This is a genomic window from Kribbella deserti (assembly GCF_042434725.1).
GTDB lineage: Bacteria > Actinomycetota > Actinomycetes > Propionibacteriales > Kribbellaceae > Kribbella > Kribbella deserti.
Genome location: NZ_JBHLTC010000022.1, coordinates 23,961 through 38,723 on the forward strand (window position 1 = coordinate 23,961; position 14,763 = coordinate 38,723).

The following is a 14,763-nucleotide window of genomic DNA, read 5'->3' on the forward strand; positions in this document are numbered from 1 at the left end:
GGTCGTTCGGCCTCATCCCAGTAGGGTGCTGCCGTGCCTCAGTTACGGCTTGCCCTCGCCCAGCTCAATGTCACCGTCGGTGACCTCGACGGCAACACCGAAAAGATCGTCGCGTGGACCCGCAACGCGGTCGATCGGGGAGCCCAGGTGGTCGCCTTTCCGGAGCTTGCGCTGACCGGTTATCCGGTCGAGGACCTGGCGCTGCGCGGCTCGTTCGTGGACGCCTCGCAGGCCAAACTGGCCAAGCTCGCGGGCCGCCTCGCCGATGAGGGCATGGGCGAGATCGTGGTCGTCGTCGGCTATCTCGATCGTGCCGTTGGTACGGCGATGGGCGTCGACCGCCTCGGCCGGCCGAAGGGTTCGCCGACGAACTGCGCGGCGGTTCTGCACGGCGGCAAGATCGTCACCAGCGCGGTGAAACACCACCTGCCGAACTACGGCGTCTTCGACGAGTTCCGGCACTTCGTGCCCGGTGACAGCCTGCAGGTCGTTCGCATCCACGGCATCGACGTCGCGATCGCGATCTGCGAGGACCTCTGGCAGGACGGCGGTCCGGTCGCGGCCACCCGTGACGCCGGCGCGGGTCTGCTGCTGGTCGTGAACAGCTCACCGTACGAGGCGAACAAGGACGACGTCCGCGGCGAGCTCGTCAGTCGCCGGGCCCGTGAGGCCGGTTGCCCGCTCGCGTACGTGAACCTGGTCGGCGGTCAGGACGAACTCGTCTTCGACGGTGACTCGCTGGTCGCCGACGCGAAGGGCTCGGTGATCGCGCGCGCGCCGCAGTTCGCCGAAGGCGCGATGGTCGTCGACCTCGAGCTGGCCGCGCCGTCCGGGACCCCGTCGGGCACGAGCGCGGACGGCATTCGTATCGAGCACCACGTCATCCACGACGAGCCCCTCGCGCCGTACGAGCCGATCGCGGCCGCGCAGGCGCCGCGGCTTTCGGACGAGGCCGAGATGTACCACGCGATCGTCACCGGGTTGCGCGACTACGTGCGCAAGAACGGGTTCAAGAGCGTGCTGCTCGGACTGTCCGGCGGTATCGACTCATCACTGGTCGCCGCCATCGCCTGCGACGCGATCGGCGCCGAGCACGTGCACGGGGTGTCCAACCCGAGCGTCTATTCCAGCGAACACTCCAAGGACGACGCCGCCGATCTGGCCGCGCATACCGGTTTGAACTACCGGGTGGTGCCGATCCAGCCGATGGTGCAGCCGTTCCTGGACACGCTCGGGCTGACCGGCCTGGCCGAGGAGAACCTGCAGGCCCGGGTCCGCGCCGTGATCTGGATGGGCCTGTCGAACGCGGACGGCCACCTGGTACTTGCCTGCGGCAACAAATCGGAACTGGCCGTCGGCTATTCCACCATTTACGGCGACGCGGTCGGTGGTTACGCGCCGCTCAAGGACGTACCGAAGACGGCGGTCTGGCGGCTGGCGAAATGGCGGAATGAGGACGCCATCGCCAAGGGCCAGACGCCGCCGATTCCGGCGAACGCGATCAGCAAGCCGCCGTCGGCGGAGCTGCGCCCCGGCCAGGTGGACACCGACTCGTTGCCGGAATACCACCTGCTCGACGACATGCTCGACGACTATGTCGAGCAGGATCGCGGTTCGGCCGAACTGGTCGCGGCCGGGTTCGATCCGGATCTGGTCAGCAAGGTGATCCAGCTCGTGGACCACGCGGAGTACAAGCGCCGCCAGTATCCGCCGGGCCCGAAGATCACCCGCAAGGCCTTCGGGCGGGACCGCCGTTTGCCGATCACCAGCGCGTGGCGGGAAGACGCCAGGAAGGCGACTGAGACCTGACCTCAGCCTGGCGCCACCGCCGCGCCCCGCAGCGCCCCGTTCCGCCGACGGGTGTTCCGAAAGCACCTCCGGCTCGCCCTGCCGTGCCCAGCCAAGGTGTCATCGCACCGGCGGACAGCGCGCTGCCGGCAGCACCCCAACCAGCCCCACCCCCCGAGACGAAGGAGCCGGCCGTGAGCGATGCCTCACAACCAGGCGGTCTCGATCCTGCCTGGCAACGGTGGGACGATGAACAGATGGTTGACAACTTCCTGTCGGCCGGTACCCAGAGCGAAGAGGACGAACTGCCCTCGCCGTACGGGACCGGACCATCGAACAGGGCTTCCGAGCAACGCCCGGATCCCGTCGCCGATTACGGCAGCGAGTACGGCGGTTCCTACGAGTACTCCGAGCGATCCCGCGAGCCTTCCGGCGATCGGCCGCGCGAGTCTGAGCGGTCGCGGGAGTTGGCGGAGCGGTCCCGGGAGCTGGCCGAACAAGCCCGCGCGCTGTCGGAGCGCCGTCCCGAACCGGAGCACGGCGGAGACAGCGGACGGCCGTCGTACCTGCCGAAGCTGCCGTCACCACCCGGTCCTCCCCCACTGCCACGCTCCGGCGGTCCGTACGGCGAAGGGTCCGCGCTCGGCGACGGCAGCCCGTTCGCCCCGGCCCCGCCGTCGTACGGGCCCCAAGGCGGACCGCCGTACGGCAAGCCCAACGGTCCTTCCGCCCGCATGCAGCCCGCGCCAACCGGCACCCCGAACGGCCCTGGCTCGGCTGGTCCCGGCCCGGCTGGTCCTGCGCCGGGTGGTCCCGGTGCGTCGGGTAACACGTCGCGGGCTGGGGCTGCTGGTCCTGGTGGTGGCGCGCCTGGGCAGGGGCCTGGCGGTGCGGGCGTACCGGGCCAGGGCATGGCTGGTCCGCGTCCGGGTGGCGGGTCCACGGCTCAGGGACCGGCGTTCGCGCCCGCGGCACCAGGCGGTACGCCGTACAACCCGGCGCAGAACGGCTTACGCGAAGGCACACCACCGCCGAACGGCTTGACCGGCCCGGCTGGTGCGAACGGGCCTGGCGCCATACAGCCCGGCGGCGGATCCGGTTCGGCCGGTTCTGCCGGTATGTCGGGTGGCGCGTTTATGTCGGGTGGCGCGTCGGGACCGGCTGTACCGCCAGGCGCCGAGGATGTGCCGGTCGTCAGCCAGGCCCGTCGCGCCGCGGGCCGACGAGCCGCGCCGCAGGCCGTCGGGCCGGAAACACCTTCAGCCAACGAGCCGACCATCGCCGTACCGTCCACAGGTCGTCCGAACTACGGCGGCCACGCGGCTCCGGGTCCGGTCGACCAGGCCTCGCGAATGCCCGAGTCTGCCCCTGCCGCTACACCTTCGGCGCCTGGGCAGGTTTCGGGCGAACCGGCCAGGTCGGGTACGCCTGCCGGATTCCCCGGGCCGGCCGAGGGCGAGTCGCTCCCGGCCGCGCAGGCCGGCGGCCCCGCCCCGGCGACTGCTAGTACCTCCTCGGCTGGTTCGGCAGCGGCCTCGGGCAGTGCGACCGCTGGCAGCGCTTCGGGCACCGCGGCGCCGCGGTCTCGGGCTGCGCGGCGGACGCGGGTACATCACCTGCGCGAGATGAAGCACCGCGGCGAGAAGTGGGCGATGCTCACGGCGTACGACCAGTACACGGCGGAGATCTTCGACCAGGCGGGCATTCCGGTGCTGCTGGTCGGTGACTCCGCGGCGAACAACGTCTACGGCTACGAGTCGACCCTGCGGGTGACCGTGGACGAGCTGATCCCGTTGTCCCGGGCCGTCGCGACCGCGGCACAGCGCGCGCTGGTGGTCGCGGATCTGCCGTTCGGCTCGTACCAGGCGACGCCCGAGCAGGCGTTCCACACCGCCGTACGGTTCATGAAGGAGGCCGGGGTCCACGCGGTCAAACTCGAAGGCGGGCGCAGCGTCGTACCGCAGGTGCAACTGCTGACCCAGTCGGGCATTCCGGTGATGGCGCACATCGGCTTCACCCCGCAGAGCGAACACGGGCTCGGCGGTTACCGGGTACAGGGTCGCGGCGAGCAGGCGGCCGCCCTGATCGAGGACGCGGAGGCGCTGGCCGAGGCCGGGGCGTTCGCGGTGGTACTCGAGATGGTGCCGGGTGATGTCGCGGCGGAGGTGACCAAGCGGATCCCGATTCCCACCATCGGTATCGGAGCGGGCAGGGACTGCGACGCGCAGGTGCTGGTCTGGCAGGACATGGCCGGCTTTCGCTCCGGACCGATGCCCCGATTCGTGAAGCAGTACGCGGATCTGCGCGGGGTGCTGACCGGCGCGGCAGCGGCCTTCGCGGCCGATGTCGCCGCGGGATCGTTCCCCGCCGACGAGCACACCTTTTGACATCATCGCCCGCGCGAACGGCGCGCGGGCGGCGGCCGGGCGTGTCGGCCTGAGACGCCCGGTCTGTTGAGTGAGACGCGCCGCATTGCCGGACGAACAGTGGCCTGGATCAACTAAATTCTCTGTCTGTGAGCGATCCTCGACTGCCTCCGCCCGGCACCTTGATCCGGCGTACGACGGCCCGCGTGCTGCCCGTCCGCCCGGACAACAAGGTGTTGCTGCTGCACGGCTGGGATCCGGTCAAGCCCGAGACGCCGTACTGGTTCACCATCGGCGGTGCGGTCGAGGCGGGTGAAACGTTGCCCGAGGCAGCCAGCCGCGAACTGCGCGAGGAAGTCGGCATCACCCTGCCGCCGGAGTTGCTCGGCGACCCGGTCGCGACCAACGTGATCGAGTTCGAATGGGGTGGCTGCCCGATCATCCAGACCCAGACGTTCTTCGCCGTCGACGTGGACACCGTCGAGGTCAGCTTCGCCAACCAGGAACAACTCGAACTCGAGACCATCAGCGCCCACGGCTGGTGGTACGCCGACGACCTCGAGGCCACCGGCCAAGCCGCCCACGTGACCATCCCCAACCTCCTCCGCACCGCCGTAACCGCCATCACCCACCGCCGCTACCCCACCACCGGCCAAGCCGTATAACCCCCGCCCCCCGGCGCGCCGGTATCCCGCTCATCGGACGCTTGTGACGCGGCGTGTCGGGGTTCATCGGACCCTTCTGACCAAGTTCCGGCGTGTCATCGGACGCTTGTAACCGGGTGTGTCGCCGTTCATCGGACGCTTCCTCCCCTGTCGCCAGCGGGATGCCGTGGTGATGGGATGGGGTCATGCGTGATGACGTGGGTGGAGTGTTCGACGGCGGGCCCGTACGGCGAGTGGTGAGCCTGGTGCCCTCGTTGACCGAGGCGATCGCGGCGACGGATGCCGAGCTGCTCGTCGGCGCGACCGACTGGTGCACGCATCCCGCGGACCTCGACGTCATCCGCATCAAAGGCACGAAGAACCCGAACGTCGCGGCCATCGTCGACCTCGCGCCCGACCTCGTCATCGCGAACGCCGAGGAGAACCGCGCCGAAGACCTCGACCTTCTCCGCGCCTCCGGCCTGGCCGTCTGGGTGACGGCGCCCACCACCGTGCCGCAGGCCATCGAATCCCTCTCGCGCCTGCTGACCGCCCTCGGCCATTCCGAAGAGCCCGACTGGCTGCAACAGGCCCGGGCGGTTTGGGAGACGCCGTACGTCGGTCCGCGCCGGCGCGTGGTGGTTCCGATCTGGCGGCGGCCGTGGATGGCCTTGGGGCGGGACACGTTCGCCGGGGACATGCTCGGGCGGTTGGGCTTCGACAACGTCCTGGCCAACAACCCGGAACGCTATCCGCGGATCGACCTCGACGCCCTGCCGCCGTACGACGTGGTGGTCCTGCCGGACGAGCCGTACGCGTTTTCGCCGGCCGACGGCCCGGAGGCCTTTCCCGGCGCGGAGGCGTGCTGCGTGTCCGGGCGGCACCTCACCTGGTACGGCCCGTCGCTCGCCGAAGCGCGGGAAATCCTGACGGCGCAACTGTGAAACCTGCCGCCTCAGTGAGAGGGGACACATCACGACAGGTGGATTGTTAGGTGAGGCTCACCTACACTCCAGGCGTGCCGACGATATCCGCGAAGAAAAAGTGCTGCAAGGACAAGCCGCGCTGCAAGAAGTGCCCGGTCGTCCTCAAGCGCATTGCGGACGCCGGATGCGCCGAGCGCTTGGACCGGACCACGTACAAGGTCGACAAGAAGGTCCCCAAGAAGATCGTGAAGGCCGCCCGCGCCCGCTAGCCCCGTTCCGCCGTCTGCTCAGCCCGAGCGGTGGACGCGGAACCGGTCGAGGTCGGCCGGGTCGCGATCTACGACTTGGATCGGCGCCCAGGTCCATTGCCGGACGTTGATACCAGGTGTGCGGGAGAAGTCGATCTGCCCGCGAGTGCCTTCGATCGCCACGTGCGACCAGGATTCGGCGATGCGCGTCCGGTCGGTTCCGCAGGTACGGAACACCTCAGCCAGTACGGCGATCGCGTCGTACCCCTCGAAGGCGACAAAGGATGGCGGATCGGCCCGCCGTTCGCGCAGTGCGGCGTCGACCCGTGCGCCGAGCGGCGTGAAGGTCTCGGGTAGGTAGCGCAGGAACGGAACCCCTGCACCATCGTCACCCAGTGATTCGGCCCAGCCGGCGAACTCCGGTTGCCCCGCCGGCGCCCCGATCATGACCTCGGCGAGGCGCTTGTCCTGGCGAACCGCCCGCACGATCGGCACAGCCGGCTCTGGATAACCGGCCAGAAGCAGAAGAGCCGTTGCCCCATCGGTAGCCAGTTCGTCGCATACAGCAGGCGGCGTGAGCGCCTGGAGATCGAGCTGTACGACGGTGCCGCCTTCGGGCGCGAGATGGTTCCGCAGAATGCGAATGCCGGATTCCCAGTAGATGCTCGGCTGAACCGCCACGGCGATGCGGCGATGACCCGCAGCGAGCAGGAAGTCGGCGTACAACTTCCAGCCACGCGACTGCGGCGGTGCGAGTCGTGCGACCCACTCCGTGGGCTCTTCGGTCAACGCGTCCAGAACGGCCGACGTGCAAAGGAACGGAAGACCGAGCGCATCGGCTCTCGGCGCGACCGCACGAGCGACAACGCTGTGGTACTCCCCCACCAACGCGACCACACCAAGTCCGGCCAGTTCGTCGACAGCCGCGGCGGCCCTCTGAGGATCAGCCGCGGTGTCCCGAACCGCCAGCTCCAGCGGTCTGCCAGCAACACCGCCGGCCCCGTTGATCTCGGCAACCGCCAGCTCGATCCCGGCCAGCAGATGCTCCCCCGCCTCAGCCCAACCAGGCGGGCTCAACGGCACAACCACACCAACCCGAACCACTGCATCCGGCAACGATGGCGCTGGCGTACTCATACGTTTGGCATCTCCCAACTGACGACCCGACCGTGCCCAGCACAATCCTACGAACAAGGTCCATGACATCCCTTGGACGGAAGGTGTTCACAGGCCGCGGACCGACCTCATCGAAGGCTGACTGGATCGCAACTCTTTGATCGCCACCGACGGCCTGAAAAGTAGTTGCCTTGGGCTCGTAAACAGGGTCGGTGGAAACCTTCACGGGTTGGCGTGGCGGTCGGAGCTGACCTTCCGAGTAGAGGTTGCCGGGGACAACTTGGTGCGATGGAGGTGCCGAATCGGCGGAAATTGGCGAGTTTCGTGCGCGTGTCGCGAACTAGTTCTTGGGGTGGCTTGGCGTAGTTAACGCGCGCGGAAACACCTTGTGCAGAAGGGTTTTTCGTTCCGCGGCGGGAAATCGTCGGCGTGGCGCCTTGTGTTCTGGGGGTTTCGGGTGCTTTACGTCGGCACCTTTGGTTGTCATCATCGAGAAGACGAGGAATCCACCGTGGTTTTCCTCAGCCGCACCAAGGAGGCAGAGTGCCAGCCAAGAAGGCAGCCGCAACGAAGGCGACAGCCACAAAGGCCGCGAAGAAGGCGCCGGCGAAAAAGGCTCCGGCCAAGAAGGCCAGCGCCGCCAAGGCAACTCCGGCCCGGAAGACCGCTGTCGCCAAGAAGGCCGGTGCCGCGAAGACCACCACCGCGCGCAAGGTCACCCCGGCGAAGGCGTCGGCCACCAAGGCCACCGCCAAGAAAACAGTGGTGAAGAAGGCCACCCCGGCAAAGAAGGCGCCGGCCAAGGTCGCGGCGAAGAAAGCCCCGGCGAAGAAGGTCGTCGCCAAGAAGGTGACCGCCAAGAAGGCACCGGCGAAGAAGGCCACCGCGACAAAGTCCGCGGCCAAGAAGACAACGGCCACGAAGTCGGTCGCGAAGAAGGCCCCGGCGAAGAAGTCGACGGCCAAGAAGGCAACGGTGAAGAAGACCGCTGCCAAGAAGGCCACGACGGCAAAGACGGTCGCGAAGAAGGCGCCGGCCAAAAAGGCCACCGCCACCAAGTCGGCGGCCAAGAAGGCCCCGGCGAAAAAGGTGACCGCCAAGAAGGTGACCGCCAAGAAGACAACGGCCAAGACGGCAACGGTTCGCAAGACCGTGGCCAAGAAGGCACCGGCCAAGAAGGCCACCGCGAAGAAGGCGCCGGCTCGCAAGACCGCCGCCAAAAAGACGACCGCACGCAAGGTCGCCGCGAAGTAGTTCCACCCTGGTTGGATCAGTAAAATGAGAAGGGCGCCACCAAGCGGTGGCGCCCTTCTCGCGTCCTGCTCACATCCGTCGAACGAGGGGCTGAGCCTCAGTCCTCGTCGTTCCAGCGCGGATCCTTGTCCCAGGCCTCGTTCCGCTCTTCGACCTTCTCCAGCGCCCGGGCCGCTTCCTCCTTGGAGGTGTAGGGGCCGAGACGGTCACCGGCCGAACATCCTTGGTAGGGCTCGACGGTGTTGTGCTTGGTGCAGTAGAACCACTCGTTGCTGTGATCCTCAGCCATGGCCGATGATCACCTCCGATCTGTGTGCGGCAGTCCGTGGATGTCCCGCGTGGTACTGAATTTACCGTCGTCCCGCCCTCCACGCCGGGACCTTGGCGCGGTCTCATTACACTGGTGCCACCATGTCGCTTCTCACTCCTGGCACTTTGTCGCCGCGCCGCCCCGTGCCCGCCTCCATCCCCCGCCCGGAGTACGTCGGCAAGCCCGCCCCGACGCCGTACGACGGGTCGTATGTCACCGACCCGGAAACGGTCGAGCGGATGCGCGTGGCGGGCCGCCTCGCGGCGCAGGCCCTGGAGGCCGTCGGTAAGGCCGTCGCCCCGGGTGTCACCACCGACGAGCTCGACGCGGTTGGTCACGACTTCCTGGTGGAGCGCAACGCCTACCCGTCGACGCTCGGCTACCGCGGTTATCCCAAGTCGCTGTGCACGTCGGTCAACGAGGTGATCTGCCACGGCATTCCGGACGACCGCCCGCTCGAGGATGGCGACATCGTGAACGTCGACATCACCGCGTTCCTCGACGGAGTGCACGGTGATACCAACGCCACGTTCCTCGTCGGCGACGTCGACGAGGAGAGCCGCCTGCTGGTGGAGCGCACCCGCGAGGCGCTGAACCGCGCGATCAAGGCGGTCCGGCCGGGCCGGCAGGTCAACATCATCGGCCGCGTCATCGAGTCGTACGCCAAGCGCTTCGGCTACGGCGTGGTGCGGGACTTCACCGGCCACGGCATCTCGACGTCGTTCCACTCCGGGCTGATCATTCCGCACTACGACGACGAGCGGTTCGACACCGTGATCGAGGCGGGGATGACGTTCACCATCGAGCCGATGCTGACGCTGGGCACGTTCGACTACGACCTGTGGGACGACGACTGGACGGCCGTCACCAAGGACGGCTCGCGCACCGCCCAGTTCGAGCACACCCTGCTCGTCACCGACACCGGCGCCGAGGTCCTCACCCTGCCGTAGGTCCTCACGCTGCCGTAGGCCTCAGCGGTTCGAGGCCTTCTGGACGAACGCGGCCAGGTCCTTCGACTGCTGCAGGCGGCTCGGCTCGTGCACGTACATCATGTGCCCGGCCGGGTAGTAGGCCGTTTCGATGTTGTCGCGCAGGTCCGCCGGGATCTGCAGCCGGGCCAACGTGTACTCGGTGGCGAAGTACGGCGTGGCGCCGTCGTAGTGCCCCGAGGCGACATGGACCTTGAGGTACGGGTTGGCCCGCATCGCCGACGCGAGTTTGTCCGCCACGGTGATCTGCCGCGCCTCGAAATCCTTGAACGACCAGGCCTCGTTCGCGCTGTAGCTCACGATCTCGTACGGCAGGTCGTTGTGGTACTCCAGTTCAGCGTGCACGTAATGGTTCAGCGCGGCCGTGTACGGACCGATGATGGCCGACATCGACGGGTCCGCCTCGAAGTGTTCGCGCCCCGAGTCCGCGTCCCAGCCAACGAATCGCCCGTCGAGCCGTCCGACCACCCGGCGCGTTTCGCGGAGCAGCTCGGTCGAGAAGCGGACATGCTCGATGCGCAGGTCCACCCGGTCGACGTACTCCCGCGACAGCCCGGTCAGCGCCGCAGTCCGGGCCACGACGTCGGCCCGTTCCTCGGCGGACAACCGGCTGTCGCTGGCCAGCGCCGCGGGGTACGTCGTCGAGGCGAACTCCTCGGCCTCGGCAAGGACCTCCGCGAGCGGGCGATCGCCGTGTTTGCCGTGGTAGTGCGCGATCGCGGCGTACGACGGGAGGAACATCGCGTACGGCAGATCGTTGCCTGGGCTGAAGTCCAGCGTGCCGAATTCCAGCACGCTCGAGATCAGCATCAGCCCGTTGAGGTACATCCCGTACCGCTCCTGCAGGTGGCCCGCCAGCCCGGCCGCGCGGGTCGTGCCGTACGACTCCCCCGCCAGGAACTTCGGCGACATCCAGCGGCCGTTCCGCGAAGTCCACAGGCGGATCACCTCGCCAACGGACTCCAGGTCGGGCGTGAAGCCGTGGTAATCGCCGGCCTTCACCCCGGTCAGCGGCCGGGAGTAACCGGTCGAGACCGGGTCGATGAACACCAGATCGCTGTGGGCCAGCAGGGATTCCGGGTTGTCGACCAGCCGGTACGGCGGCGGGACGAGTTCTCCCACGTCGCCGGACACGACCCGGCGCGGGCCGAGTACGCCGAGGTGCAGCCAGATACTCGACGAACCAGGCCCGCCGTTGAACGCGAAGGTCACCGGCCGCTCGGTCACATCCGCGCCGTCCAGCGTGTACGCGGTGAGGAAGACCTCGGCCTTCGGCTGGTGGCCGTCGAACGTGCCGTCGGTGACCACCTCCTTGCGCAGCACGATGCGCCCGGTGGTCGCGGTGTACTTCAGCTTGCGACGGCCAACCGCCAGCACGTGCGAGGTGGTGACCAGGTCATCCGTCGGCTTCTCCGCCTCAGGCTTCGCTGCGTCCTTCGGCTTGTCCGGGCTGGCGGGCGTTTCGTCGGTCTTGTTCGTCGGCATGGCCCCGAGGCTAGTTCAGGACCAAGTCAACCCGGCCTAGAGCCGGTGTGCCCCCGGTCGTCCGTCCTGCACCACGAACGAGGCGTACGTGTAGTCCGGCGCGTCGCGACGGCTGACCGTTCGCACCATCCGCAGGTCGGCACGGAACTCGTCCCGGTCGACGGTGCAGCGAACGTAGCCCCGCCGGTCGCCGTCGAAGAACTTGATGTGCGGGTTGAACGGGATCATCGGCCCGTAGTACGGCCCGTACACCTCGCGATCACCGTTGCTCGACAGCGACGTCCCGACGAACTCGGTCGCCACCACCGGCGTACCCTCGCGGTCGAAGTCCGCATGGATGTCGTTGACGAACGTCGAGTGCCAGTCGCCTGTGACCACTACAGGGTTCCGCGTCTTCGCTTCGCGCCAAGCCTGGATCAACCGCTGCCGCGCCGCAGGGAAGCCGTCCCACGCGTCATGCCACAACAAGTCCCCGGCCTTGCCGTCGTGGTCTAGGCGGCCCACCATCACGTTGCTCGCCAGAACGTCCCACTGGGCCCTAGAGCGCTTCAGACCGTCGTACAGCCACCGCTCCTGCCGTTGGCCCAGCATTGTCACAGAGGGGTCGTACGCCGCCTCGCATGCGTCGGCCTCACCCCAGCCGCACGGGGGCACGCTGCGGTACTGACGGCCGTCAACCACGTCAAACTGTGCGAGGTCTCCCCACTGCAGCCGACGGTAGATCCGCGGTCCCTCGCCTGTAGGCCGCGAAGGCCGTCGCACCGGCTGGTGCTCGTACCAAGCCTGGTACGCCGCTGCGCGCAGTTCCGTGATGTCGCCTTCGTACTGCGACTGGTGGTTCGCGTAGTCGTTCTGGACCTCGTGGTCGTCCCAGGTCACCATCCACGGGAAGCGAGCGTGTGCCGCCTGTAGGTCCGGGTCACTCTTGTAAAGCGCGTACTGCATCCGCCAGCGGGCCAAATCACGTGGAGCCTTGCGAAGTACCTCCGGCACCGAGGTCTTCCGGTAGCCACCGTCAGCGGGGATACCGCCTTCGTAGACGTAGTCGCCGAGGTGGAGAACTAGATCCACGTCTTCCTCGGCAAGGTGCTTTAAGGCCGAGTAGTAGCCGCTAACCCAGTCCTGGCACGACGCGAAGGCGAAGCTCATCGAGGCGTTCCGACCGGTCCATAGCGGCGTAGTGCGCGTTCTACCAACTGGAGAGATGTCCGAGCGGTAGCGGAACCGGTAGAACCATTCGCGGTCCGGAGCGAGCCCTTCGACCTCTACGTGCACCGAGTGGGCCAGGGACGGCAGAGCCCACGAGACGCCCTCCTTCACCACCTGGCGGAATCTGGCGTCGCGGGCGATCTGCCACTGCACGGGCACCTTCACCTGCGGCATACCGCCATCAGGTACGAAGAGGTCCGGGACGAGCCGGGTCCACAGCACGACCCCAGTGGGCGTTGGATCGCCACTGGCGACGCCGAGGGTGAACGGATAGCCGGAGCCGGCCGGGCGGGCGTTCGCGGGACCCACCGGCAACTGGGCCATGAAGGCGAGACCGGCGACACCGCCGGTTACACCGAGAAAGCGGCGGCGGTCGAGAGAGCTAGGCGGAGTCACCTCGCGAAAGTACCGCCATCAGCTGAAGTGCGGGTGTCCGGCGAGTGTCGAAAACCAGATGCGTAGCGCAACCAGGGCGACCTATCGTCGTGGTACGCGCCCGGTGCGACGCAGGCGGTTACTTCTCTCCAAAACGACCCGCACGCAAACCGGTCTCGGGCGCGCTCAGGTCGAGTACCCGGTGCGCAGGCAACGGCTACTTCTCATCCATGGGTCGGGGGTTCGAGTCCCTCCCAGGCGAATTCTCGTCCGGTAGCTCAGTTGGCTAGAGCAATGGCGCCGTCACCGACACAGGTCTGGGGTACTTCGGCCTGACCAGTTATCGACAAGGGGGAAGCAGTGTCCAAGTTCAACCGTGACAGCGTGCGCGCTGCCACCGTCCCGAGTGTCGTCCGCAGCGAGCAGACGCCCAGCCTCCGTACGGCCGAAGGCGCGCCCGGCTACCGGCGCGAGCCCACCTCGGAGCTGTTCCTGCTCGCGATCTCCAACCTGGTCGGCGAACAGACGGCCTACGAGTCCGCGACCGAACGCGACCGCCGCTTCGTCGAGCTGGTCCACCACGTGGCCGTCGCGGACATGGACTGGTTGAACCGCTTCCTACCTTGGCTACGCGGCACGGCGAACCTGCGCTCGGCTCCGCTCGTCGCAGCGCTCGAAGCCACCAAGGCCCGTCTAGACGCGGGCCTGCCTGGCGAATCCCGTCAACTCATCACTCGCGTTCTGCAGCGGGCGGACGAGCCCGGAGAGGCCTTGGCCTATTGGACGTCCCAGTACGGCCGGGCCATCCCTAAGCCGGTCAAGCGCGGTATTGCCGATGCAGTCACCGGCTTGTACGACGAACGCGCTTTGCTGAAGTACGACTCCCCCGCGAAGCCCTACCGCTTTGGCGACGTTATCGATCTCGTGCATCCTCGAGCCGCTAGTAAGCGCCAGGGCGACTTGTTCCGGCATGCGCTGGATCGACGGCACGGACGCCGCAACGCGATCCCCGAAACGCTGCAGCTGCTGCAACGGCGAGCAGACCTTGGCGTCGTACCGCTGGAGTATCGGCGGTTTCTGCTCGAAGACCACGCCGTACTGGCTGCTGCCGGGATGACGTGGGAATCGCTGGCAGGCTGGTTGCAGGCGCCTCTGGACGCTGCAGCCTGGGAGGGCATCATGCCTTCGATGGGCTACATGGCCCTGCTCCGGAACCTCCGGAACTTCGACGAGGCAGGTGTGTCCGATGAGGTGGCTGCGGCCGTTGCAGCGCGTCTAGCCGACCCGGCACAGGTTGCACGCTCGCGGCAGCTGCCGATGCGATTCCTGTCGGCGTACCGAGCTACTAGCCCTTCTAGCCGGTTCGGGACGTCTCGATGGGCTCTGGCGCTGGAACGGGCCTTGTCGCTGTCTCTAGCGGCTGTACCGGCTCTGCCCGGGCGGACGCTGGTACTGGTCGATCGGTCGGGCTCGATGTTCCACGATCAGCTGTCGCGGAAGTCGGAGCTGACGCGGGCCGACGCCGCTGCGGTCTTCGGAACGGCCTTGGCGGCTCGTGCCGAGTCGGCGGACCTAGTCGAGTTCGGGACCAAGAGCGCGCTCGTACGGCTTCCACGCGGCGAATCCGTACTCAAGTCGCTCAACCGGTTCCACGAGCTCGGCGGGACGAACACCGCCGACGCGGTTCGCCGCTGGTACAAGGGCCACGACCGAGTGGTCATCGTCACCGACGAACAAGCCTGGGCAGGACGTGGAGCCGAGCCAACCCGGGATATTCCGTGCCGGACGCCGGTGTACACCTGGAACCTCGCGGGCTACCAGGCCGGCCACGGCCCTTCCGGCGTACCAGGTCGTCATACCTTCGGAGGCCTCTCCGACGCCGCATTCGGCCTTATCCCACTAATCGAAGCAGCCCACCACACCGACTGGCCCTTCTAGCCGAGCAAAGGCCGGACCGCGTTCCTGGTGGCGGGTGGGTTCCCATCTCGAGTTCGGGGTGGGAGCCCGCCGCCGCAGCGGCTGACCACGGCGCGGCGCGAGGCGGGTAGACTGC

At 67.7% G+C, this 14,763-nt stretch carries 12 protein-coding genes; 8 read left to right on the forward strand and 4 right to left on the reverse strand.

Going from position 1 to position 14,763, the window contains the following annotated elements; translation table 11 throughout:
* The first annotated feature begins 33 nt into the window (after positions 1-33).
* The 5 genes from ACFFGN_RS18625 (at position 34) to ACFFGN_RS18645 (ending at position 5,993) form a co-directional block, all read left to right on the forward strand.
* Positions 34-1,809, forward strand: a complete 1,776-nt coding sequence (locus ACFFGN_RS18625) for an NAD+ synthase (protein WP_380049210.1) — start codon at positions 34-36, stop codon at positions 1,807-1,809.
* A gap of 236 nt (positions 1,810-2,045) precedes the next feature.
* A complete protein-coding gene (panB, locus tag ACFFGN_RS36080) occupies positions 2,046-4,175 on the forward strand; it encodes a 3-methyl-2-oxobutanoate hydroxymethyltransferase (protein ID WP_446685207.1) in 2,130 nt (709 codons plus the stop codon).
* Between the two features lie 128 nt (positions 4,176-4,303).
* Positions 4,304-4,819, forward strand: coding sequence for an NUDIX hydrolase (locus tag ACFFGN_RS18635; RefSeq protein WP_380049212.1), 516 nt, complete (start codon positions 4,304-4,306; stop codon positions 4,817-4,819).
* Positions 4,820-5,004: 185 nt separating this feature from the next.
* Positions 5,005-5,742, forward strand: a complete 738-nt coding sequence (locus ACFFGN_RS18640; protein WP_380049214.1) for a helical backbone metal receptor — start codon at positions 5,005-5,007, stop codon at positions 5,740-5,742.
* Between the two features lie 74 nt (positions 5,743-5,816).
* Positions 5,817-5,993, forward strand: a complete 177-nt coding sequence (locus tag ACFFGN_RS18645; RefSeq protein WP_328995381.1) for a hypothetical protein — start codon at positions 5,817-5,819, stop codon at positions 5,991-5,993.
* Positions 5,994-6,011: 18 nt separating this feature from the next.
* Here ACFFGN_RS18645 and ACFFGN_RS18650 read toward each other — a convergent pair whose 3' ends face one another.
* The gene (locus ACFFGN_RS18650) at positions 6,012-7,109 is read right to left on the reverse strand and encodes an ABC transporter substrate-binding protein (RefSeq protein ID WP_380049216.1); all 1,098 of its coding nucleotides are present in this window, start codon (positions 7,107-7,109) and stop codon (positions 6,012-6,014) included.
* A 522-nt stretch (positions 7,110-7,631) separates the two neighbouring features.
* Here ACFFGN_RS18650 and ACFFGN_RS18655 point away from each other — a divergent pair.
* Positions 7,632-8,342 carry a histone H1-like repetitive region-containing protein gene (locus ACFFGN_RS18655; RefSeq protein ID WP_380049218.1) on the forward strand — a complete coding sequence of 237 codons (711 nt, stop codon included), beginning with the start codon at positions 7,632-7,634 and terminating at the stop codon, positions 8,340-8,342.
* 97 nt (positions 8,343-8,439) lie between these two features.
* Here ACFFGN_RS18655 and ACFFGN_RS18660 read toward each other — a convergent pair whose 3' ends face one another.
* Positions 8,440-8,631: a hypothetical protein gene (locus ACFFGN_RS18660; RefSeq protein ID WP_380049220.1), complete on the reverse strand. Its 192-nt coding sequence runs from the start codon at positions 8,629-8,631 to the stop codon at positions 8,440-8,442.
* Between the two features lie 122 nt (positions 8,632-8,753).
* Here ACFFGN_RS18660 and map point away from each other — a divergent pair, with 122 nt between their 5' ends.
* On the forward strand, positions 8,754-9,602 hold the full coding sequence (map, locus tag ACFFGN_RS18665; RefSeq protein ID WP_380049222.1) for a type I methionyl aminopeptidase: 849 nt from the start codon (positions 8,754-8,756) through the stop codon (positions 9,600-9,602).
* A gap of 21 nt (positions 9,603-9,623) precedes the next feature.
* Here the strand turns inward: map and ACFFGN_RS18670 are convergent, their stop codons facing one another.
* Positions 9,624-11,126 (reverse strand): S10 family peptidase, encoded by a 1,503-nt coding sequence (locus ACFFGN_RS18670; protein ID WP_380049224.1) that lies wholly within the window; start codon positions 11,124-11,126, stop codon positions 9,624-9,626.
* Between the two features lie 36 nt (positions 11,127-11,162).
* Positions 11,163-12,731, reverse strand: a complete 1,569-nt coding sequence (locus tag ACFFGN_RS18675) for an alkaline phosphatase D family protein (protein WP_380049226.1) — start codon at positions 12,729-12,731, stop codon at positions 11,163-11,165.
* A 339-nt stretch (positions 12,732-13,070) separates the two neighbouring features.
* Here ACFFGN_RS18675 and ACFFGN_RS18680 point away from each other — a divergent pair, with 339 nt between their 5' ends.
* Complete coding sequence (locus ACFFGN_RS18680) at positions 13,071-14,648, forward strand: TROVE domain-containing protein (protein ID WP_380049228.1); 1,578 nt, start codon at positions 13,071-13,073, stop codon at positions 14,646-14,648.
* Positions 14,649-14,763 lie beyond the last annotated feature (115 nt).